At 40.3% G+C, this 24,639-nt stretch carries 16 protein-coding genes and 1 pseudogene; 15 read left to right on the forward strand and 2 right to left on the reverse strand.

Translation table 11 applies throughout. From position 1 onward, the window contains the following. The first annotated feature begins 39 nt into the window (after positions 1 to 39). From tatC to BLU03_RS06045, 10 genes are all read left to right on the forward strand, one after another. Positions 40 to 774, forward strand: coding sequence for a twin-arginine translocase subunit TatC (gene tatC / locus BLU03_RS06000; protein WP_008587592.1), 735 nt, complete (start codon positions 40 to 42; stop codon positions 772 to 774). Between the two features lie 87 nt (positions 775 to 861). Then, a complete protein-coding gene (locus BLU03_RS06005) occupies positions 862 to 1,083 on the forward strand; it encodes a YozE family protein (protein WP_076570144.1) in 222 nt (73 codons plus the stop codon). 8 nt (positions 1,084 to 1,091) lie between these two features. Next, positions 1,092 to 2,240: an exonuclease SbcCD subunit D gene (locus tag BLU03_RS06010; protein WP_093106291.1), complete on the forward strand. Its 1,149-nt coding sequence runs from the start codon at positions 1,092 to 1,094 to the stop codon at positions 2,238 to 2,240. Between the two features lie 2 nt (positions 2,241 to 2,242). Continuing rightward, positions 2,243 to 5,362: an AAA family ATPase gene (locus tag BLU03_RS06015; protein ID WP_093106294.1), complete on the forward strand. Its 3,120-nt coding sequence runs from the start codon at positions 2,243 to 2,245 to the stop codon at positions 5,360 to 5,362. A 12-nt stretch (positions 5,363 to 5,374) separates the two neighbouring features. Then, positions 5,375 to 5,623, forward strand: coding sequence for a DUF2584 domain-containing protein (locus BLU03_RS06020; RefSeq protein WP_093106296.1), 249 nt, complete (start codon positions 5,375 to 5,377; stop codon positions 5,621 to 5,623). Positions 5,624 to 5,671: 48 nt separating this feature from the next. Continuing rightward, positions 5,672 to 6,340, forward strand: coding sequence for a uracil-DNA glycosylase (locus BLU03_RS06025; RefSeq protein WP_093106299.1), 669 nt, complete (start codon positions 5,672 to 5,674; stop codon positions 6,338 to 6,340). A 95-nt stretch (positions 6,341 to 6,435) separates the two neighbouring features. Then, entirely contained in the window at positions 6,436 to 7,395 is a 960-nt protein-coding gene (gene msrB / locus BLU03_RS06030) for a peptide-methionine (R)-S-oxide reductase MsrB (RefSeq protein ID WP_093106301.1), read from the forward strand. Between the two features lie 103 nt (positions 7,396 to 7,498). Beyond that, positions 7,499 to 7,702: a DUF6501 family protein gene (locus BLU03_RS06035; protein WP_093106304.1), complete on the forward strand. Its 204-nt coding sequence runs from the start codon at positions 7,499 to 7,501 to the stop codon at positions 7,700 to 7,702. Positions 7,703 to 8,399: 697 nt separating this feature from the next. Further along, on the forward strand, positions 8,400 to 12,071 hold the full coding sequence (locus BLU03_RS06040) for a UvrD-helicase domain-containing protein (RefSeq protein WP_093106306.1): 3,672 nt from the start codon (positions 8,400 to 8,402) through the stop codon (positions 12,069 to 12,071). Beyond that, the gene (locus BLU03_RS06045) at positions 12,061 to 14,637 is read left to right on the forward strand and encodes a hypothetical protein (RefSeq protein ID WP_093106309.1); all 2,577 of its coding nucleotides are present in this window, start codon (positions 12,061 to 12,063) and stop codon (positions 14,635 to 14,637) included. The genes BLU03_RS06040 and BLU03_RS06045 overlap by 11 nt, the downstream gene beginning before the upstream one ends. Positions 14,638 to 14,994: 357 nt before the next feature. Here the strand turns inward: BLU03_RS06045 and BLU03_RS06050 are convergent, their stop codons facing one another. Then, complete coding sequence (locus BLU03_RS06050; RefSeq protein ID WP_093106312.1) at positions 14,995 to 16,368, reverse strand: Sau3AI family type II restriction endonuclease; 1,374 nt, start codon at positions 16,366 to 16,368, stop codon at positions 14,995 to 14,997. Between the two features lie 96 nt (positions 16,369 to 16,464). On the opposite strand from BLU03_RS06050, the gene dcm reads away from it, so the two are divergent. Together dcm and BLU03_RS06060 are read left to right on the forward strand one after the other, a co-directional pair. Next, positions 16,465 to 17,748 carry a DNA (cytosine-5-)-methyltransferase gene (gene dcm / locus BLU03_RS06055; protein WP_093106314.1) on the forward strand — a complete coding sequence of 428 codons (1,284 nt, stop codon included), beginning with the start codon at positions 16,465 to 16,467 and terminating at the stop codon, positions 17,746 to 17,748. Between the two features lie 125 nt (positions 17,749 to 17,873). Further along, positions 17,874 to 18,305, forward strand: a complete 432-nt coding sequence (locus BLU03_RS06060; protein ID WP_093106317.1) for a very short patch repair endonuclease — start codon at positions 17,874 to 17,876, stop codon at positions 18,303 to 18,305. 1,691 nt (positions 18,306 to 19,996) lie between these two features. On the opposite strand, the pseudogene BLU03_RS06070 reads toward BLU03_RS06060, so the two are convergent. Beyond that, positions 19,997 to 20,638: pseudogene (locus BLU03_RS06070) on the reverse strand (DNA/RNA non-specific endonuclease); the annotation flags it as partial. A 273-nt stretch (positions 20,639 to 20,911) separates the two neighbouring features. On the opposite strand from BLU03_RS06070, the gene BLU03_RS06075 reads away from it, so the two are divergent. From BLU03_RS06075 to BLU03_RS06085, 3 genes are all read left to right on the forward strand, one after another. Next, entirely contained in the window at positions 20,912 to 22,057 is a 1,146-nt protein-coding gene (locus BLU03_RS06075; protein WP_076572910.1) for a tyrosine-type recombinase/integrase, read from the forward strand. Positions 22,058 to 22,122: 65 nt separating this feature from the next. Next, positions 22,123 to 24,243: a tyrosine-type recombinase/integrase gene (locus BLU03_RS06080; protein ID WP_093106324.1), complete on the forward strand. Its 2,121-nt coding sequence runs from the start codon at positions 22,123 to 22,125 to the stop codon at positions 24,241 to 24,243. After that, the gene (locus BLU03_RS06085; RefSeq protein WP_076572938.1) at positions 24,236 to 24,631 is read left to right on the forward strand and encodes a DUF6262 family protein; all 396 of its coding nucleotides are present in this window, start codon (positions 24,236 to 24,238) and stop codon (positions 24,629 to 24,631) included. The genes BLU03_RS06080 and BLU03_RS06085 overlap by 8 nt, the downstream gene beginning before the upstream one ends. Positions 24,632 to 24,639: the final 8 nt, after the last annotated feature.

Below are 24,639 nucleotides of genomic sequence, written 5' to 3' on the forward strand. Positions count from 1 at the left end.
ATCTACTTTTTTGTTTCATTTCGACAGGGAGGGTGAACATTGGCCGATCAGGAGATGAATTATGTAGAACATTTAGGCGAGTTACGAAAAAGAATTATCCTGACGCTGGTGACGTTTATAGCATTTTTCGTCGTGGGCTTTCTTTATCATCGACCTATACAGGCTTATTTTTTAAATGACGTATCATTCGAGCTTCATATGACGAGCCCGGGTGAAATCATATGGATCGTATTTACAATTGCATCCATTATTGCGATCGCAGCTACGCTGCCGATGTTTTCGTTTCAGCTGTGGCTGTTTATCAGGCCGGCACTTACAAAAGTGGAGAAACGTGTATCACTCATGTACATACCCTTTATCTTTATTCTGTTTATTGCAGGGCTGGTATTCGGGTATTTTATATTCATCAAATTTATCATGCCGTTTCTTCTCGATCTGAATGACGGCATGTTCACGGAAATTTATACAGTGGAAAGGTACTTTAAGTTTCTTTTCCGGGTCACTGTACCGTTCGCCGTGTTTTTTGAAATCCCCCTTATTCTGATGTTTCTGACGAGTCTCGGCATAGTGAACCCCCAGTTTCTCATCAAAATCAGGAAGTATGCTTATCTCATACTTGTCATCATGGGCACGATTCTGTCTCCGCCTGACTTTATCCTGCAACTGGTGGTGGCTGTACCGCTGATTCTGCTGTATGAAATCAGTATCATCCTTTCCCGGATCGTTTTCCGGAAGCGGATGAAACGACAGCGGGAATACCTGGATGAAGATTAGACGCTGACCCCCGGTCGGCGTTCTTTTTTGTAACGGAGGGAAAAGCATGATAAAACAGTAATACGATAGTGTGGGGAGGAATTGTATATGAAGCGTTCATTTTATCATTATATGATGAGGTTCCGGGGTGATTTAAATGAGGGACCCGAAAAGAAGCTGGCTGACTGGATGTTTCATGAGCACAGCTTTCCGAAACAGTCCGCTACCTATGATGAACTCAGTGCATATTTGGAGTATCACAGCCCTTTTCCGGGGGCGCTCGCTGCTTTTGACCATTTGTACGATTCTTATCTGGAAGAAGAAAGGTAGGAGAACAAATGAAAATCATCCATACTGCCGACTGGCATTTAGGAAAAATCATTTACAAACAGCATCTGACCGAAGACCAGAACGAAGTTATTCAACAGTTTCTGAAAATATGTGAAGAAGAACAGCCGGATGCCGTCATTATTGCAGGAGATCTGTACGACCGGGCCATCCCGCCTAAAGAAGCGGTGAAAGTGCTGAACGATACGCTGCTTCACCTGCGGAAGCTGAATATACCGGTTCTTATGATTTCCGGTAACCATGACAGCAGTGAACGCCTTGCGTTCGGGACGTCCCTGTTTGAACTCGGAGGAGTCCACTTGCATACGGAACTGAAAGAAAACCGGGAGCCTGTCGTACTTCTCGATGAAGAGGGTCCCGTATATTTCCACCTGATCCCGTACATAGAACCTGCGGAAGCGCAGGCAGTTTTCAGGGAGAAGGAGATTAAGACTCACCAGGAGGCTTATGAGGCGATCGTCGAAGACATCCGGGAGAGATTCGACATGAACGAGCGCCACGTGCTCGTAGGCCACGCTTTCATACAGGGCGGCATGGAGAGCGATTCCGAAGAGAGACTGACGATGATGGGCGGGACTCCATATGTGGAGGCGGAACTGTTTCACGATTTCTCCTATGTGGCTCTCGGCCACCTCCACCAGCCTCAGCGCGTAGGTTCTCCGCACATCCGTTACAGCGGTTCTCCGTTCAAATACTCCTTCTCGGAAGTGACGCACAATAAATCACTCACTGTAGCAGATATCACACCGGGGGAGACGAGCACCCGGCAGATTCCTCTTGCCCCTGAGAAGGACCTCGAAACAGTGGAAGGCTATTTCAGCGATCTGATGAAAGGGGATGCGACTGTGAACCGCGATAATTACCTGAATATACGACTGCTTGATGACGGAGAAATACTTGACCCCGTCGGTCAGTTGAAAACGGTCTATCCAAACGTCCTTCATCTGGAACGAAAAGGAATCACCGGATCTTTCCGGGAAGAAGATATAGAAAGAGTGAGAGAGAAGCGGAACAAAGCTCCGATAGAGGTGATGAGCGAGTATTTTGAACTGGTGAAAGACGAAGAGCTCAGCGGTGAGAAACAGGAAATTCTTCAGCAGATCATCGAAGATATCAGACAGTCGGAAAGGAAGGTATAAGCATGGAAATCATGGAGTTGACCCTGCAGGCCTTCGGACCGTATAAAAACAGGCAGACTATTTCTTTTGAGAGACTGAAACAGTATCCCATATTTCTTATCACCGGTCCGACAGGTGCAGGAAAGACGACAATATTCGACGCCATCTGTTTTGCTCTGTACGGAAAGGCCAGCGGCAGCGACCGCGACCAGGAAACCTTACGAAGCCAGCTGTCCCGGCCCGAAGAAAAGACATTTGTCTCTTTTACATTCCGTATAAACAACAAGACGTATGCGCTTGAAAGATCCCCGAAACAGGTAGTGGCGAAACAAAGGGGAGAAGGAACGAAAGAAGAGCCGGCCAGAGCTGAACTGTATTTCGATCCGGAAGGAGAGCGTCAGCTTCTGGCTTCGAAAGTGAGGGAGGTGGATCAGCTTGTCGAGGATATGCTCGGATTGAATTACGAGCAGTTCCGCAAGATGATGATGATTCCTCAGGGAGAGTTCCGCAAACTTATCTCCGAAAACAGCCGGGAACGGGAAGAAGTGCTGCGTAAAATTTTCGACACCAGCCTGTATATGGACGTCACGGAAAGACTTAAACAGAAGAGAGCGGGCCTGGAGGGGGAAATTAAGAAGTCGAGGGAAAAAGCGAAAGACATCGTGTCACACCTTTATTTCGATGAAGAAAAAGATCTGCCCGAAAATCCTGCTGATGCCATGTACTATATCCGGCAAGATATTGACGGGAAGAATGAGCTGATTGCCCGGATCGGGGAACGTAAAGCAGCCCGGGAAAAAGTGAAAAACGATATAGAAGAGAAGCTTAAGAAAATCGAACAGCACAATGACCTGCTGAAAGATCGGGAAGATTACGCGAAGAGACAGGAAGAGATACAGTCTCATAAGCAGGAAATCGAGAAGAAAAAGACCATGGCCGCGAAGGGAGAAGAAGCAGATAAGCTCGAAATTTACGACAAACAGGTGAGAGTAGCCGAACATGACCTCAAGGACCTGGAGCGCCAGAGGAATGAGACGAAAGCAGATTATGAGAAAGTGGTGCAGCAGCAGGAAAGAAAGCAGCAGGAGCGGAAAGATTTTGAGGGGAAAGAAGAAGAACGTCTGCAGCTGAAACGGAAATTGGACCGTCTCGAGGAAGACAGGGAACGGTTTCCTGAAATAAAAGACAAAGAAAAAAATGCAGACGCGAAAAAGCGAAAGAAAGAAGAGCTGAGGAAAGAACTTCAACAACAAAAGGAAGATGGCACACGCTGCAGGCAGAAGGAGAAAGCCCTTTCGGACAGTCTGGTGCAATTTCAGGGTATAGATCAGAAGTACTTCGACTGGAAAGGGAAGACCGACCGGCAGGAATACGAAAAAGAAAAACTGAACCGGATGTATGGCCTCGCGGCAAAATGGGCGGAAGAGCAGAAGGAACGGGAAAGACATGAAGCCTTTTTCCGGGAGAAAAGAGAGGAAAGGATCAATAAAGAAAAAGAATGGACACGTTTGACTTCCTCGCAGAAAGAACACCAGGCTTATCTTCTGATGCTTGAACTCGCCCCCGGCGACTCCTGTCCGGTGTGCGGCTCCGATCATCACCCGTCGCCTGCGCGTCCGGAAGAGGCTGTGGATAAAGAGGAGATAGAAGCAGCGGAAGAAGCCGTGAAGCAGTTGAAAAAACAGGAAGAGCAGCTGCAGGAGAAGGTGTTCCGGGTAAAAGCGGATGAAGAATCGAAGAAGCAGGAACTGGAAGCGAACGGTTATGAAGTGGAAGCAACACCGGCGGATGATGTCGCCGGAAACCTGGAAGAACAGATCAAAGAAGTGAACCGCAGCCTGCACACGTTGCAGACAGAAACAGAGAAGCTTGATGCGGAAAGAAAAGAAAGGGATGAGACGGAACGCACGCACAGAGAAGTCCAGAGATCGCTGGAAGAGAAAAGGGAGCGATACGAAACTCTGAAAGCTCAGTATGATGCCGTACAAAAAGAGATTTACGAGGTGGAAGCAGAACTGAAAGAATTTTATCGTTCCCTGTCTCAGTTCGGAAATGTCGAGGAACTGACGACTGATACGCTGGAGCGGATATATGAAGACATCAGCGCCCGGCACGAGAAAATGACGGAAGAGAAGCAGCGGATCGATGATGAACTGTCCCGTCTTGCCGAAAAACGCAGCGGCCTTGAGGGGACATTGAAACAGCATAGAGAGACGTATGAGAAAGCGGAAAAAACAGTAAGAGCCAACGAAGAAGAGTTTAGACAAATGTTTGAAAAGACTTCCTTTTCAAGTCTGGAAGACTACAAAGAGAGTAAAATAACTCCCGGTGAAGTGGAAGCTGCAAAAAAAGAAATCCAGGACTATGAAAACAGAAAAAAATTCATCGAAAGCCGTCTGAAAGAACTCGACGAAAAAATCGGTGAAGAAACAGCGTATATCCCCACCGACTCCCTCGCACAGGAAATACAGGAGATTACGGAGGAAATGAACAACATTCAGGAAAGACTCACTCAGAAGGGTTATGAAAGAAAGCACAATGAGAAATCCCTGCGGGAACTTAATGACCTCCTGAAGGAGCAGGGGACGAACGAGCAGTTGTTCTATGAGGTGGGAGACCTTGCCCGTGTTACGAACGGAGACAATTCGCTCCGGCTTTCTCTCGAGAGATATGTACTCGCTTCGTATCTCGATGAAATCCTGCTTCAGGCGAATCAGCGGCTCCAGGTGATGACCGACTACCGCTATCAGTTGAAACGGAGCGAAGAAATCGCCAAAAGGGGAGCTCAAAGCGGACTGGACCTTGAAGTGATGGATCAGTACACGGGACTCGAAAGATCGGTACGTACCCTGTCCGGAGGCGAAGGGTTCAAAGCCGCTTTAAGTCTTGCTCTCGGTATGGCGGATGTCGTCCAGTCCCATGCCGGAGGTGTACAGTTGAATACGCTGTTCATCGACGAAGGTTTCGGGACTCTCGATGATATTTCCCTGCAGCAGGCGATCGAATGTCTAAAATCACTGCAGGACGGGAATCGTCTGTTAGGAATCATTTCACACGTCCCGCAGCTGAAAGAGGAAATACCCGTACAGATGCAGGTCAATGCTACGGGCAGCGGGTCCAGTGTCACGATCAAATATAGCTGAGGAGGAATTCATATGGCTACTCCCTTTTCAATGGGATGGGTGCTTATTACCGAAGGAAAAGAAAAAAGACTAAATCCGGATGATAATCTGTTTGAAGTGACGTTCGACGGGTATCAGCTGTTTCCGATGCATGAACATCTGGAAGTGAGACGTCATCTGAAATCGGACCAGATCGGAACGGCCAATATTGAGCAGCTGACGTTGAAAGACGGCAGGACTATCTGTCATTACCGGCTGGTCTCCCTGTATTCGGTCAACTGAACAGACAGATGTGCCTGATTTTTAATAAGTGGACAGGGGGGAGCAACAGTGATCGATTTGAATAACGACTGGAATCCGCTTCTGCAGCCGGAACAGGAGAAGCCTTACTACCGGCAGCTGCGGTCTTTTCTGAAAGAAGAATACGGAAAGAAAGAAATATATCCTCCGATGCACGATATATTCAACGCGCTGCAGACTACCGGGTATGAAGATACAAAAGTGGTCATTCTTGGCCAGGATCCCTATCATGGCCCGGGGCAGGCGCACGGCTACAGTTTCTCGGTGAGACCCGGTGTCACCATCCCGCCGTCACTCCGGAATATATTCAAAGAGCTTCAGGAAGATATAGGGGTACCGGCGCCTTTCGGAGGAACCCTTCTTCCATGGGCGGAAGAGGGAGTATTACTGATGAATAACGTTCTCACCGTCCGCCGCGGGGAGGCTCATTCCCATCAGGGGAAAGGGTGGGAGCAGTTCACGGATAAAGTGATTGAAGTTTTAAATGAGCGGGAGACACCGGTCGTGTTTTTCCTGTGGGGGAGAGCCGCCCGTCAGAAAGCGGACGGAGTGGACAGGGAGAAGCATTTCGTAATCGAAAGTTCTCATCCGAGTCCCTTCGCCGCGCACAAAGGTTTTTTCGGAAGCAGACCGTTCAGCCGGGCTAATGCGTTCCTCGAGGAAAAGGGGCGTTCTCCCGTGAACTGGAAACTTTCCTGAAATAACCGGCCATCATTGCAGTAAGCACGAAAATTGATATTTTTCGTTAATTCAGAAACAATATAATTGGAACGAATTAGTATGGAGGGGTTCATTTGGCACAGCAACTGAAGACAGCAACATTCGCAGGCGGATGCTTCTGGTGTATGGTAGAGCCTTTTGACGAAAGGCCCGGTATCCATTCCATCACCTCAGGCTACACGGGAGGGGACGTGGAAAACCCGACCTACATGCAGGTAGTGACGACGGACACAGGACATAGGGAAGCCGTAGAAATCGTTTATGACCCTGAGATTTTCCCGTATCGCCGACTGCTTGATATTTTCTGGACACAGATCGATTCTACCGACGATAAAGGTCAATTCGCCGATCGCGGGTTTTCCTATACGACAGCGATCTACTATCACGATGAAGAACAGAAGCAGCTCGCTGAAGAAAGTAAGAGAGAGCTCGAAGCTTCCGGAAAATTCCGCAATCCTATCGTAACTCCCATACTGCCGGCCAGTAAGTTTTACGAAGCTGAAAAGGAACACCAGGACTACTACAAGAAAAACAGGTTCCACTATAAAATGTACAAAAAAGGTTCAGGGAGGGCGAAATTTATCAAAGATCATTGGAAACTTGACAAGAACAAAGAGGATCTGAAAAACAGCCTGACGGATATCCAGTACAAAGTGACCCAGGAAAATGCAACGGAACGGCCGTTCCAGAATGAATATCACGATCACGAAGAAGACGGCATATACGTAGATGTCGTATCCGGAGAACCGTTGTTTTCTTCCACAGATAAATACGATGCCGGATGCGGATGGCCCAGTTTTACCAAACCTATGGAAAAACAGCAGGTCGAAGAAGAAGTCGATCAGACCCACGGTATGATCCGTACGGAAGTGCGCAGCTCCGGAGCGGACTCCCATCTCGGTCACGTATTCGAGGACGGTCCTAAGGATCAGGGCGGTCTAAGGTACTGCATCAATTCCGCGGCACTTACGTTCATTCCTAAAAGCGAAATGAAAGAGCAGGGGTACGGGGACTATCTTTATTTATTCAGATAACGGGTATTCATTCCCTGAAGAAAAAGCTGAGCTTTTTCTTCTACATAATGGACAATAATAGTACGGACCACGTATCATGTAAGAAAAAAGAGGAGGAATCCGGATGATCCATAAAACGTGGGAAAACAATGCGACGGTGAAACGTATCAAATGCGTACACAACAATGCCGAGAAATTCGTAGTGGATAATGTGCTCACTCCAGGGAAAATCTACGATGTAAAGAACGAGAGTGAGGAATTTTACTTCATTATCGACGATTCAGAAAGAATGGGCGGGTTTTACAAGCATTATTTCGAAGAAGAGTAAGAGAGCGGATTACGTTGAACTTTTACGATGACGCTTTGCCGAAGATGTCTTTATGCTGAAGAGCAGCATAGGGCATCTTTTTTATAAGTATTTTTTGAGAAATCAGCTTCACGACGCCCCATTTCACTTATCTGAAGGAAGTAAGGAGCACCATTATTAGCATTACGAATAACTTTTATTCTCAAGGGGCGAAACTCTTGAACATGGAGATTCCTTACTACGTATTTGGAAAATGGTATAACGGTTCGAGCACCACAAAGCAGGTGCTAGTGTTGTATATATTAGCGGCTGTGGTTCGTAATTTTTATGCAACAAATGCTAAGGAGTAAGCCGCTTTATCCAGAACGGTAGCCGCTGATTTATAATTATGTAACTTCTTACGTGAAGCGTCTGAGTATGAAGGGGACTGTGGGTAAAATCGGAGTAAGAATGACGAGCTGGATTGCAGTAAATATATAGAAGGGGAGAAGGTAATCCGGTTTTGGATGGTCTTTCTTAGCTTTCAAGAGATTTACTGTACTTCATAGCTAATATGTAAAAAAATTGTTATAATTTGTTACAATAGTATTGTATGATTCTTTTGGATTATTTGTGACTCTCTTTTGGAGTGATTACCTTATTAATCGAATTGAATATTAAGTATACAGAGTGTTCCCCTTCATAAAATATTTAATTGTACATAATTTGAGGTGAAAAAATGAAGTCGAATTTTGAAGATGATATCAATGTCGAAGCTGAGGTTTCGAAATTCATAGATAAGTACCTGTACCCTTACATTGGAGAGGATTTTGTGAGGGTGCATGACTTTGAAAGGCAAATGAAAGGAATTGATGTGTCACTGCAGAATGATAAAAAAACTATGCTCATTGATGACAAATGTGCTTTTTATTATGCTAATAAAAATCTACGAACGTTCACATTTGAACTGTCATCTTTAGTCCGGGGGAGTGCTCGATTAGGATGGCTTTTAAATAAAGACTTATCTACTACACACTATAATATTATGTGGTTGTCTACTAAGAATAAAAGTATAGATAATAAAAAGATTCGATTTGAGGATATCTTGGAAGTAGAAGCTATGATTATTCCTAAAGATAGGTTATGGGAATATCTGGATGCACTTGGATATAATCAGCAAGTTCTTTATGATTTAAATCGTGAATTTAGAGATTCGGGAGCAGTAAGAAAAAGAATGACCCCCCATATGGAAATGATTATGTCTAAAAACAAAGCCGAAAGACCTATAAACATCAAAATAGATAAGTCGGAGTTAACAAAGTTATCTGATTTACATGTCAAAGTGTCAGAAAAAGAAATACTAAATCTTCATACTAATTCCATAATGGAAACTATCGATGAAAGAATGGTAGAACCGTCTGGTTATAAAGCTGAACGTAAAGTTTGGAACGCTATACAAAATTACGCAAGAAACCGTGATTGTCATACTTTTATGCATTTTCCTTTACATAAAAAAGGATTTAAAGGATTTAAGGAAATCGATATATTAACTGTTGATAGAGAGCACGGATTATCCGTAATTGAAGTGAAAGGAATCAGTATAGAACAGATTGAAACGATTCATGGGGGGGAGTGGCACTTCAATGCTGGATTTTATACTGATAAAGCCAACCCCTTTAAACAGGCTGTCACACAATTGGACTTTCTGAGTAACGAATTAGAAGATGAGCAACTTTTATTCCGTAGGTTTTCAAAAAGAGCAGTAATTGCCTTACCTTATATCACTCGAAAAGAATGGAAAAATAGAGGGTTCCATAAAAAAATCAATATTCCCCCGGTACTTTTCAAAGATGATTTAGAGAACAGTAAAGGGATTGAACGAATTCATGAATACTTTGTCTTTAAAGCTGATCAGCCATTGAGTGATAAACAATGGAGGAGGATGAAACAGTACTTCGACTTAGAATCGAACTTTTCAATAGCTATTCCAGAACGTTATTCCTTACTATATGTATTCCCTGATAAGCTAAGTTTCGAAGATAGAAAAGAAGAGATTTGTGAAGAACTGAGCCATGGTGTGAAAGTATTTGTTTTAACTTATTTCGAATTAGATCAAGAATGGGAATTGAGTTTATGTGAATTTATAAACTCATATCAATTGCAGTGCTTTACGAGTGAAGGGGAATGTCCTTTAGATTATGTGTTGGAAATAGAAGATGGTGAATCAGCACTTCCACCTTTCATATCTGAGCACTTTAGGATGTTTAACCTTGGACAGTTTGACATTGTTCATGCACCACATAATGAAAAATTGATGGTAACAGCTGGCGCAGGTACAGGAAAAACGCATGTCATGATTGATCGGATTATGTTTTTGTTAACCAAGGGTGTTTCTTTAGAAGATATTATTATGATCACCTTCACGAATGAATCGACTAAGGAAATGAAAAAGAGATTACAAAGCAAGCTTACTACTTTATCTAAAATCACCGGGAGAGTTAAGTTTGGATTATATGCTGAAGCAATAAAAGATGTAGAAATCAAGACTATACATTCTTTTTCGAAGGATATACTAACTACCTTGGCTCACGAAATCGGATATGGAAAAAATGTGAAAGTAAGAAGTTTTGTCCATGAGAAGAAAAGAGTTATCCGTGAACTGATTAATCAACATTATAGGTTAAATCCCAACGCTTCTTATATGAGTAAATTAGAGCACTATAAACTTGAGACGATTCTATTAAAGTTTTGGGATGAGGTAGAAAAGAAAGGTTTATCAAAAAAAGAAATGCAGTGTTTGTCGTGGGGAAATGCTATTGATGAAAGTTACGATTCAATGAACAGTCTGTTTGAATATGTAATAGGGCACTGTGAAAATCGCTTAGATGAAGTGAAGAAAGTTGAAAATGCTGTATCAACTAATGATTTGATTCGAAAATTGAAAGAGTTCAGTAATGATGGGATTAAAATGAAGCAACTAACACACGATAAGTATCTTTTCATGGATGAATTTCAGGACAGCGATAATGTTCAAATTGACCTTGTAGCAAGTCTGTCTAAGTTTCTGGATTATAAAATCTTTGTAGTAGGAGATATCAAACAATCTATTTATCGCTTCCGGGGCGCGGATTACAAGTCGTTTGACTTGTTAGATAAGAAAGTAAAAGGTACAGGAGAACAAGAGTCTGCTTTTCTTCATAGAAAACTAAACCAAAACTATCGTACTGCTTCTACTATTTTAGAACGTTTACATCAACTTTTTGTCGTATGGGGGGAGAAAGGATGGCTGACTTATTCCGACGAACTCGAAGGAATGAATAAGCGTCAAAAAACTAACAGTGAATTTAAGTTCTATAGCGCTAATCATGAACAGGCTAAAAGAGGTACGGTTGAAGCTGTTCGTTACTCAATGAGATTAGTAAAGAATCTTCCTGAAAAAAAGAATAAAAAAATTTCTATAATCGTTCGTACTAACAAGCAGGCTAAACAAGTGAAGCAATGGTTTGATTCTACTGGAATAAGCACGTCTCAAAACCTGGATGGAACTTTCTATACAAGTCAAGCAGTGAAAGATTTTAAAAGCTTATTAGATGGATTGATGTTTCCTGGAGATGCTAAGCATGTATTGAACACTTTACAATCTCCTTATTTCAGATACGCTATTCCTTACAAGCTTTTGTTACAATTTAATGGAAGGGATGAAGAAATCCTTGCATTTATCCACAGTAAAATCGGTGACGATTTCAACAAATACTTCAATCAACTGAAGACGCTACCTGTAATGGCCGTGATTCAAAAAATAATTTCAGAAAAATCATTGTTCCGTTATTTGAGAGAATATTATAATGATAAGTTTAGTAGTCAAAAAGAATTAGATGAATTTCTAATGAAATATAAAAAGAACCTATTCCACTTGATGAATATTATACAACTTCAGTTCGATATGATGAATGCTACACTATACAATATCTATGAATGGATTACTCTGCAAATGCGTACGAACAGGACTGAAAACGAGCCAATGGTTAAGACCTCGGAACAGACGGTTGACATTACCACAGTTCACCGTTCTAAAGGCCTTGAATACCATACAGTGATTATTCCAAAAACAAACAATTCTTTTGACTTTAAAATGACTGCCTTCCATATAGAAGAAAATGAAGATAACCATGATTTAAATCGTAAAGCAGCTTGGTTTATAAAAGATTTAAAAACACAAAACAGCTATTATGACGAACTTTCGAAAGAGGACAGAGAGGAAGCTTATAAAGAAGAAACAAGGCTTTTGTACGTGGCTATGACTAGAGTTAAAGAAAGGTTAGTCGTATTCACCCCTCATCGTTCTGCAAAAAATACATGGGCAGAAATTATCGAAGAAACGGGAGTTGAGGTGATACCTTATGACAGTTGAAGTAGAAACTTATTACAACCCTAAGCAATGGGGGAGTCATGAAAGTTATAATCGTATCAAAGATGCCGTTCATATATGTGCAACAAAAAATATGGCTGAAGGTATTAAGACTCGTTATCAGTGTAAACAATCAGATGAGTTCAGTCATATTTTCACAATCCATCAAGTAATGAGTGGTTTTTTTCAAAAGTGGCATCAACCAGAGAATATCATGGAACAATATCTAATTCTATGCAGATTGATTACTGAAACTCCAGGAGACGTTAATATAAAAAGTTCATTTAGGAATAACGCTCAAGAAGTACTAGATACTATACGTTTTTTAGTTTTCAGTGGTGTTGAGCCAAGCAGTTTAAAAGGAGTAGAGAAAAGTAAGAATCATAACCTGGAAAACAAAGAAAAATTTTTTGTGAATTTATGGGGGGAAATGGAAAAAGAAACCCCCATCTATTGTAAAATGAGAGAATCGCTTACCAAGAAGTATAGGACAGAAAAGATAAATGAAATTTTAAATAAAATTAATGACAAAGAAATCCCTTTAGTTAATAAATCACAAAAAACAATAGTATTACATGGTTTTTATTTCATCACTCCAGAGCAGCAGAGATTTTTGAAACTTCTAGAGAGAGCAGGGTATGAGCTGATTTTCTTTCAATTCTATGATGATCGCTTTCCTAATACTTTCGATTTTTCAAAGTCGTTTATTTCTAGAAGATTTGGTTGGACAGACCATTGGAATATTCAGAAGCGACCAGACAACCCCAACACAGTAGGGGCGAATTTTTTGCAATCATTTGAAGAAGGAAAACATCTAGAAAGGTCAGAAACGAAAAAAGTTGTTGCTTATGATTCATTCTTTGATTTTTTACATAGTGTAATCATGAGCCATTACCCCATCGGTCAAGAAGCTAGTGATACAAAAGAAGATGTCCAATTGGTTGCCACAAATGCTGATATATTGAATGAGCTTCTCATTCAATATTATCCAGAGAGGTTTGCAGATAAGCGGAATTTTCTGAGTTACCCCGTAGGGCAGTTCATTTTGAAAATTCATGAAATGCGTAAAGGTGATAAATTGATATTGAATAAAGAGATATTGATGGCATGCTTCACCTCAGGATGGTTGAGTGATAAGGAGAAGGGCTTGAACGCGCAGCAGTTCACATATGAGCTCAATCAATTATTACCTTTTTTCGCTCGGTGTCACGAAATTGATGAATGGTTAGAGTGTATAGATAATCTTGAACAGCAGTACAATTCGATTTTGCCGTTATTTCATAACGAGGGCGATAATAGAGTGCATGGGAGTACCATTGATCCTTTTTCGAAAATAGGTTATTTATCCTTGAACATAGACGATGTGAAACAACTGCATATTTTTATTCTTTTGTTGAAGGAAATGGCTGAGAATCTATTTGATATGTCTCAAGATGGTTCTTATATCAATGAACATTTCAAGCGTCTCTCAAATTTAATGCATGAATATAATCCTGCGAAGAATAAAGTGCAGCTTCAGAGAACGGAAAAAGAGCTAGTGGAAAAAATCAATCACAAGTTATCGATTATAGATGATTCTCAGAGATTTCTATATGAAGACATAGGAGAAGCTATCCGGTTTTATTTAAGTGGTAAGTTATCAGACGATGAAGAGACCTTTATCAAGCCTTTTATTGAGGTTGACGGAGAAGCTTTCAAGGATTCTGACCGTAGTTTCTATTTAACTGGTTTGGATGAACAAGGCCTTCCCTTAGGGAAATTTGCCACTCCTTGGCCTCTGCAGGAGATTACTTATTCGAATTTGAGTGAGTGGCATCGAGAGTTAGAAATGAATGAGCTCCGAAATAAATCAGTCAAGGATATTTCTAGATATCTTATGTTCATTTCGCTTGAATTTACTTTCAATGAGAAGTCGGAATTATCATGGATGCGTAACTTTTTGGATAGGGAAAATCTTCAACCGACCGTTTATGTCCAATACTTGAATATGGATATCCATGAAAATTCTTCTACATTAGAAGAAAGGGAAGAGGGACCTTACAATATATATGATTTCCAAACATATAAGCTTGAAGACGATAATTTTCATGAGGCAATGGAAGGATTGAAGTATGAAGATATACTTGCGGAGTATCAATTGTGTCCAAGGAGATTTTACTACGGTTATGTATTAGATAAATATCCTACTTTTTCAGATGAATTCATACATCGATTTCTATTTAGTGAAATCATTAATACAGTTAAGCAATGTACAAAGAAAAACAAAGAAGAAGTAATCACATATGTAGAGGGGTTGTTTCCTCAGTGGACACGATTCCAGATAGAGAGTATGGCACAGAGAAGTATAAGGTATACCCCCTCCAAAAAGAATTATCAATTTCCTGGACTTAAAAAAAAGAAGAAGGAAGATATATATAGATCTGTCAAGGTGAACAAAAAGAAAATCATAGGAGAAATTGAACGTCCTGAAGAGGAGATGGCCATTATGATGGAAGCAAAACCTGGATTTGAGTGCCGTTTTTGTCCATTCCTCGATCTTTGTCCAGATGGTACTTATGCAGTTGATTAGAAATAGAGGAGAGAAGGGTATATGGTTAGCACTAGAAAATTCTATAGGAGAACCATCCATTGTGTGTGCAAACATGAATAAAAAAATACTTTCATCTATTATGGTGACGATAAGACTCCAGATAATACCATCTAGATAAAAATTAGAGATAACGGTTATTTAAAATGATGCGTTTGAGAAAGTATATGAAAAAATATAATGAGATAAGTTCCAGCTATTTACATGTTTAAATCAGCTGAAGAAGAGTGGACTGCTAGTTCTAAAGCTCTTCGATTAAAAAGGTTAGGAGAGCCTTAAAACCTTTATATACAGTTGAAAAAGACGGATTTGTTATATTTACTGTTCATAGAATTATTATTAGTTTATTTGCTCAAGTATATAGTCGTTATTTAACCAAAAACACCTTTTCACTTCTTCTCTCCCAGAAGGGAGTGGAAGGGTGTCCTTTTTATCTCTGCCATGAGGACGTACATGAGCAACCTTATAATTGCTATCACTTTTGGCTGGAAGATTGCCGGTATCATCGGTACGTATCATTTCTACCGTATCCTCCCATACTTTACGTACGTGTTCTTCCAAGTCGTAGTCAGGGATGGTCCAGAATTTCGCATCTTCTAGGAAAAATTCTCCATCCTCTTTCTCCTGAAATATGATGAAGAGGAATTTCTTTTCGAGGAACATATTCCTTAAGTCAGATTCGGCCCATTTCTGTTCTACTAGATCAAGATAGTCGAATTTCGGAAAGGACATTGATTCACGTACTCTGCCGTTTTTCTGTACTCTGATTGTTTTCACTTTTATATCAGCTTTCTGTATTTCTTCGGCTTTCGCTAAATCATTGAGGTTTTCGTTGAAGATTCTTCCTGCAATCAATGCTTTGATGTTCTTCGGTTTTCTCTCATCGTCGATACCCAGATTTTCCAAGAGCTCTCTTTCAGTCTTTCCAAAATATTTCTCGAATCTATCGATTATATGGTCCTCAAGGGAAAGGTCAGAAGTCTCTTCATAGATGGAGGGGTCGAACGTGCTTTTTTTCTTAAGGATATAATCGTTGAGGATAAAGGTCATGTAGGACCCCTTTAATGAAAAAGCGCGTTGCTTCGCGGGTTTTTCGGAAAAGGGCTGGGACCTCATGCTTTTTTCACTGGTGGAACCCTTCGTGCAGGCACTTAAATAGTTCGTATCCCTTTCGGATAGTTCATGGGCTTTTCCTTCGACTACCTTCGATTTGATTCTCTCCCAGTCTTCGCGTATTATTTTGATATCTTTCTTCGGGAACTGGAACAGTTGCACATTTTTGATTTGATAATCGAGCTGCTCCAATTCTTTCTCATAGAAATAATGTACGAGGAGGAGGAGTGAATTCTTTCTCCAGAACGCACTTTTTTCGAAAGTCTCTTCTACGATGGAATGGTAATTGATTATATTGAGGACTAAACGTTCTTTCGCAGAATAACCGCCGTTCTTCTTCCTGTAATAGGGGGTCACTTTGAGTTCGACACCGGCCTCTTCGAAATCGGGTGCTGCATCAGAATTCGGGGCATAGCCGAAATGGTACTTCTCCACCAACTGGCCTAAGTTACCTTTGTTCTTTTTAAGGACCTCATATGTACCTTTCTCTTCAGAAATGAAATGGGGACTTTCAACGATGATATCACGGAATGCTTTGTCGGATATCCTTTTTCCGAAGTCTTCGATGGACGTAGGACTGGATTCATTATACTCTGGCATGATAAAATACTCCTTTAGAGCAGTGGATTTGATCTTTACAAGTACTTCCATTATAATATATAATGTTAGAAATTAAACCGAAAGGATGTTCGGTATATGAAAGTGGTAGAATTGTTCGCGGGAGTTGGTGGTTTCAGGCTCGGCCTCGAAAGAGCCGACGATAGATTCGACACAGTATGGGCGAACCAATGGGAACCCTCTACAAAATCGCAGCACGCATTCGATTGTTACACGAAGAATTTTGATTCAGGTGAGCATGTGAATAGAGATATTGCAGAAAGTTGGAACGAGGTACCAGAACATGACCTTCTCGTAGGTGGATTCCCTTGCCAAGATTATTCCGTCGCCAGGACGTTATCAGGTGAAAGCGGGATACAAGGGAAAAAAGGCGTTCTGTTCTGGCAGATTATGAAAATAGTGGAGTCGAGAAGACCGAAATATCTTCTGCTTGAAAACGTCGATCGCTTGTTGAAATCGCCTGCCAATCAGCGCGGAAGAGATTTCTCGGTAATGTTGGCCAGTCTCCGGGACGAAGGGTACTTTGTCGAATGGCGTATGATAAATGCCGCTGATTATGGATTCGCTCAACGTAGAAGAAGGGTCTTCATTTTTGCATTCCATGAATCCACACAGCTAGCTGAAGAATTGAAAAGTGATAAGCCGAAAAATATAGTTCATAATAAAGGTTTTTTCTCTCGTAGATTTCCTGTACAGGAAGAACACAATGCCAAGCATCCTGACCAGCAAGGCACCCTTCCGAAGGATCTTGTGGAAATATCCGACCATTACTCGTTCGCTTACAAAAACAGCGGCATAATGATAGGGGACGAAGTCTATAGCGCAGAACTACTTCCAGAATTCGATGGGACCCCCGTCACTTTAGGCGAAATTCTCGAAGAGGCTGATAGGATTCAAGGAGAAGTGGACGAGCGTTATTATCTCAGGACGGATAACGAAAACAAGAAAGGTCGCTCCGATTATGAAGAGATGGCATATCAGAAAGGCCCTAAAAAAGAGAAACGTATCTCCAACACCGGACATGAATATTATTACACGGAGGGTGGCATGGCATTTCCTGAAAGATTGGATGTCCCTAGCCGTACGATGTTGACGAGTGAAGGTACGAAGAACAGAAGCTCCCACGTGGTAGAGGATTTGAATACCGGCAAGATACGTTTCATTACGCCTCTGGAAGCGGAACTTCTGAACGGCTTCCCTGCTAAATGGACAGCGACAGGGACCATGCCGGAACGCACCAGATATTTCTGTATGGGGAATGCTCTAGTCGTGGGGTTGATTGAGAAAATGGGGAAAGAGATTATGAATCTACACGAGAAGGAACAGGAACTCAACCACCAGAAACAGATGGAACTCTTCTGAAAAATGAATAATGAAAATCAACGCAGGGGTTATAAATACCTCTGCGTACTTTTTTGTTCAGGTGTGAAGTTTCCAAGAAACGGTTAATAGATGGATAAACCGATCAACGATGGGAGAGATGTACCGTGGCAGATATCATGAGCAAAGAAGACAGGAAAAAGACGATGAGCCGTATAACAAGAAAGTCGAAGTTGGAAGACCAGGTTTCAAAAGCTCTGTGGGCGAGAGGATACCGGTTCCGGAAGAATGTAAAGAATCTGCGAGGGACGCCTGATATAGCAATCAAGAAGTACAAAGTCGTCATTTTCATCGATTCCTGTTACTGGCACGCTTGTCCTCTCCACGGGAGTGTACCTAAGACGAATACAGAGTTCTGGAAGAATAAATTTGAAAAGAACAAAGCCAGGGATAAAAGAGATAGAGAGTATTATGAGGAAAAAGGGTGGAATATTATGAGGATTTGGAGCCACGATTTGAAAAAGAATGTTTTTGAAGATACTATCGATAGCATTGTCCGATTTATCGAAGAATCCAAGTATGAAGTCGAAAGTCCATAATAAAATATACGATTTTTTGTGCTAGCTATAGTGAAAATTGTAAAAATGTACAATAAAAGTTAGAAAGTTGTTATAATTGAATAAAGGAATCAAGGAGAAGTCGAGCATGATTTCAAAATTCGAGGTTGACTTGAAAGTTGAGAAAGAGGTAGTGAAATTTGTCGATAAATATTCATGCGCGAGAATTAATCATGATTTCGAAAGAACTTTGGATAGAACTAGACAACACTAAGGTATAGACATCATCACAGAAGATAAATGATTTCAGATAGAAATGTGTTTGCCTTTGTATACAGTCGTTGAGTTTATGATTTTATGAAGGACTCTTCTACTGATAATTATTCGGAAAAAAAGAAATTCATATGGAAGCCCATGCATATATAAGGAAATATGAAAAAAACTTAGATAAACTTATGGAACTTATGGATGAAAATTTATCAGAACATTCCGTACATTTGCGTCGTCTTCGTACTAGGTTTATGTGAAGAAGAATTGGTGATGAGTGGAGACAGGAAACAGTGGGGTCATAATAGTAGCCCGTTTTCCTTTTCAAAGAAGGGTGGATGATATGTAAAAGGGGGGCAGTTTACTTTCTCGAAACTAAGAGTGCCAAAGAGCTTGAATTCGACTACGTTTTCATTCAGGGTTTTAGTGTTGAATTTACTCTCATATCGAAGAGACGAATCCCCCGAGGAAGCAAAAAAAACAACCTGCTACGTCTTTTTAAGAGGTTTGAAAGATATAATACAGAGTGAGAAAAGATTTTGTGTGGGGGTTTAACAAGGATAAAAAGAAGTGAAGCTGCATCATTGCTATAGCAAATTAACAGAGAAAGAAATTTCCTTATTTGCTAGAGATTTTGTCCAGAAAGATGATGATGCTCAAGGTGTTAAGAAAACTTATCTTAAGTAGAAAAGCATACAGTTATCTGCGGTGAAAAAGAATAAAGCGGAAGTTGGTGGTCATATGATTATAACAAGGAGATATCTTCGTTATCCGATGGTTGGAACTTATGTAAATATAGAGATACTAGGTGAGAAGTACTTTTACGCAAAAGCCACATTTCGATATATACCATATCAAACTGAAGGGACACATATGGACGAAGTGATACGTTCTTTGATTACAAGTATTTATCTTGATAATTTGAGTGTCGACTGAAATAGTTCCCTGAAAACATATCAATATCCTATTTAGTTGTATGAAATATTAAAACATAGTTGTGAAACTTTTTGTTGTATCATCCGTTCGAGAGTCGATTGCTAGAGATATACGGAGGAATATAGTAGACTTCTGGAGCGAGTCGGAGAGTCAAGAATTTTACGAGACACTATCTAACAGGATGGTTTTTAATATGGTTGAGGGCTTCCTAAGCGTGACGGCGTCTCGTTTCAAATTGCGAGAGATGGTAACTTTTTGCCCTAATGACATTGATGATTTTGATGTCTACATCCAAGTGTTCTTTGTTATTGTATTTATATCATAGATTGTGTAAACAAGTGGGGAAGGATAACTGGTAAGTAAGAGGAGAAGGGGGGATAACCCCTAGCAAATACTCCCTACATGCAATTAGGAAGCAGTCATAGACGTTCATTCTAAAATGAAAAGAGAAGGGGAAGGCCCTTCTCTCGTCTACTTCTTTTATCCTCCGAGGCTGGCAGAGAGTGTTCTTCTCCGTCTCCTATAGAGGTTTATTCCCCCACCGTCCCATCACCATCTCTATCATCCATGTATGGATACAACCAGTGATCACTGGTGATTGGCATGGAAAAACCAGCATCTTTAGCCTCTTGGATGGTTACTTGGCCATTGTCATTCGCATCCACGCTCGAAACATCCCCTTCTTCGGCATTGCTTGGGGCATTAGAAGAAGGAGGGGAATTGGAAGCATCATCCTCCGTCAGCCCGAGAGACGCATTCACTTCATCCGGATTCAAGTTATCAAAAGTGTCCACAATCTCGTTTTTTTGAATCGTATAGGTGTACTGATACGTTGAAGGGATCTGAGTCTCCGTATCTTGATACGTAATGATGGCTTTAAAATCCGTCGCCCCTCCGGCTTTTCGGATGGCATCTTCCAGATACGCTTGGTCTCCGTGACGGTTCAGCGTACTTTCCTGAGGTGTAATGTTATACGCATTGGAGACGCCTCCGAGGGAGTCCGCAATGATATGCCCTTCATCAAGGGTGTCGCTCTCCACGCCGGGGACCTTCGCTTCATCCCAGAAGTATCTGCCGTTCGATAGTACGGATTCCGAGGTGTCGTCCTGAGGAATGATTTCCTCAGCTACGACTTTAACGAGCTGCCCATGTTCATTCGTTAAATTAAGATACTATTCCATTGGGTAATCAGTCTATTATGAAGGCTACTTACCCCCTTTTTTTACATAATTAATTGAATAAATAATGGTTGAATATAGGGTTTAATAAGTATAAAATGTAACAATATACAGGAACGTTTGTTTGTCTTTTGAGGACGTAGCTTCGGTGCGAGGGCAGCACTCCGCAGAAACGATAGTTTGAGGATCTTAAAGAAACGAAAATAACGGTAATCCTTATATAAGGAGAAGCACTATCGTAAATTATAATTGGTTGGAGATGTTTTCATGAAGGTAGAACAAATATTGATTGGGAATAGAAAAGTATATCTGCTAATTGATTCAAATGGATTACCCGTTGAACCCGTTGCAAAGTACATGAAATATCACTATAACCAGGAGAGTAGTAGCAATACTCTACAGACTTACTGTACAGCTTTGAAATATTACTTTACATATTTAGAACAAATAGGAATTGATTATCAGCAAGTTAACTTTCAAATATTATCTGACTTCGTTGCTTGGCTCAGAAATCCTTATGAAAGTAATAAAGTACTACCTCAGAAAAAAGAGAAGGCTAAACGTAGTGAAAGAACAGTTAACACTTATCTTTCAGTAGTGTCATCGTTTTATGATTTTCTATACAGAAATGAATTAATTGAATCAGGAATCGTAGATAAGTTGATGAAGAAGATGTTTCTAGGTGCAGGTGGAAGTGGATATAAGGATTTTTTATATCACGTAAATAAAGACAAACCACGTTTTAAAAATGTACTCAAATTAAACGAACCTAGAGCAAGAGTAAAGGTATTTACAAAGGAGCAAGTTAATGAAATCTATAAATCTACCACTAATCTTAGGGATAGATTTATAGTAAGATTACTTTTTGAAAGTGGCTTCCGTATAGGTGAAGTTCTCTCCTTATTTCTTGAAGATTTTCAATTTGACGCTGTACAAAGAAAGCACAAAATCCAACTAAAAAACAAAGGAGAGTTACCAAACGGGGGGAAGTTAAAAACAGGAGAACGAAAGATTGATATTTCCCAGGGACTAATGGACTTGTATGATGATTATTTGTATGAAGTACTTGATGAATATAATCCTGACCATAACTTTGTATTTGTAAAGGTCCGTGGTAAGAACGCTGGAGAACCTCTAACCTATTCTGATGTTTATGCCACTTTTAAAGAGATTGAAAGGAAAACGGGCATATATATTACTCCACATCTATTCCGACATACACACGGAACTATATTTTATCTTCAAACAAAGAACATAAAGGCAGTACAAGAACGTCTAGGTCATGCACAAATCCAAACAACCATTGACTTATATGTTCATCCTTCAGAAGATGATATTCGTAAGGATTGGGAGAAAGCCTCTCATGCCTTTGAAATTGGGCGAGGCATAGAGAACAAAGAGAATGCTTTTTAATCAGGTATTCCTGGCAGAGTAGTTCCCTTTTTTAGAGCTATATTAGTATGTTAGGAGAGAAAACATTGGATAAAATCATACCAAGTAATTCAATACCCAATAAAAGTGAATATTGGGACTTAATCGCTTCCACCCTATCCTCTTACGAGGTTAAAGAGATATCCGACAATGGAAAAGTAGCGAGAAGAGTTGTAAATGATGATTACTTTTTAGTCAATGATGTTTGGAATATACATGAGATTGCCAAGGTCCCTAATTTTAAAGATACGAATACAAAGAGAATAGCACATAACCTTTACTTTGAATGCGATAGTTCCACCATCAATATGGAACTGAAATTTGTTTTTTTTAGTCAACTTTTTTCAGACCGTTGGGCATTACGGTCTTTATTTAAAGGTCTAAATCATAGCGTAAAATTACTGGGTGAATATTTAGAAGAAAGGCATCCAAATCTCACTTCCCTTCTTGATTTAGACATTGAAAAAGAGGAAAAGCTATGGATATTTTGGCTGAATCGAAAAGGAATAAAGACAAGGTATATTACGACTCTAAGGGGGGAAGAAATCAATGCCAAGACGTTACCAGCCAAATCTATCCGAATGATATATAATCCACTCTTACGACTAACGGATACTCGTGATGAATGGGAGAAGGATCGATGGGATATACGGGAGCTGAATAAAAGATACGATTTTGGATTCAATGTTTCATCAACTTCTTATTACATTGATTTTTTAGGAATTGAGAACAACAGTTTTCGCAAAGTATTTAAAGAATATATAAAAGGCCGTCTAATCAGTGGCAAAAATTTCGTTTGGGGTACATCGTTACAGTATAAAGTGTTCGTTGGTAATTTTTTGAACTCAATTTCAAAACAAAATCCTAAATGGAATGATTTGAGAGAACTTGAAAGAAAACATTTGGAAAAGTACCTAGAAGAGTTAAATGAACATACAACGAAACTTACCAATCCTAAAAGCTATATTAATAAGGCATTAAAGCTTATTCGTAACTTTATTAGAGACCTTCAAACTTTCGAGAAGTTCGAAGATTTCGCACCTAAAAAAACCGTGCATCGCCTAATTTATTCTGAAGACATTCCTACTGTCCCTAAAAAATCAGATGATGATATTAATTACATACCTGACTATGTATTGGAACAACTGTTTGATAATCTAAATGATCTTCATCCAGATGTACAGCCAATTGTATGGATTGCTTTCAAAACTGGACTTCGCATAAGTGATACATTGGGATTGACGCAGGATTCTTTAGGTAGAATAAATGGAAAACCAAACCTTACCACAGATATAGAAAAAACCTATGTAATAGGTCATAAAATACCCATTGATGACCATCTAGCAGATATAATTGCAGCTTTAATTGAGCGTTCTAAGCAATACAGCAACGATGATAACAACCCAGAAAGATACCTTTTTGTTCGCTACCGAGGTTCCCGTAAGGGAAGACCATTGAGTTCGAATTTTTGTCGAGCAGAACTAAACCATTTAGCAAGAAAAGTGAATATAACAGATGAAGCAGGCGAATTGTTTAAATTCAATAATCACATGTTCCGACATACTTATGGAATAAAATTGTTAAACGGTGGAGCTGATATTTTAACGGTGCAGGAGTTATTAGCCCACGCATCACCCGAAATGACCTTGCAATATGCTCGTCTGTTAGATGATACGAAACGTAAAGAATTCGAAAAGGTGTTGAAACAAGGTGTATTTACTTTTAACGTAAACGGGGAAATTCATCAGATTTCAGAAAAGGAAGATATTCCTGAAGGCATCCTTGATATGCTGTGGAAAGACGAGAAGTTAAACGCCTTAGATAACCCTTATGGGACATGTCGGGCGAGGGTCAATGGGAATTGTCCACTAGCAGCAGAACCCCCTTGTCTTACAGCCAACGATGGCAAACCTTGTTTTGATTTAGCTGTTGGAATGGATAGTTTCGACGTGAAAAAATATGAGTTACTCATTGAGTCTGTAACCAAGAATATTCAAACCGCAAAAGAGTATGGCCGGGAAGAGATGGTAAAAGCAAATAAAAAGAACTTGGAGAGATATCAAAATATTTACGAGATCATCAAGGGTGGAAATGTGATTTTTGGCCGCTTTGATCGTATGAAGAGAAAATATGAAAGTAAGAAAAAGAATGGTGTTAAAAATGAGTAATTTTGACCGTGAGGAGCAAATAAGGCAGTTGCATCAACAACGAAAGCAGAAAACCAAAGATAAAGTTGAGGAAGCTATAAAACGCCTTACAAAGAGTTCTAAAGTAATTAATTTTAATAGCGTGGCAAAAGAAGCAGGAGTAGCTAAAGCTACTCTTTACAACCACATAGAGCTTAAAGAACGTATTGCTTTCCTTAGAGAACAACAAGAAGAAGCCTTTGTGGAGTCTAGTACCAAGCGTGATGAAAATAATCAGAAAGCTGTAATTGCTTCCCTTAAAAGAAGAGTTGAAAAGTTGGAGAAAAAGAATAAAGAACTGGAAGAAGAAAATAAACAGTTAAGGGAAAAAGAAAAAGAAAAACTTTCAGCATACTTTACGAAGATATAAATCCTTCT

This window comes from Salimicrobium album (assembly GCF_900107115.1).
Taxonomy (GTDB): domain Bacteria; phylum Bacillota; class Bacilli; order Bacillales; family Halobacillaceae; genus Salimicrobium; species Salimicrobium album.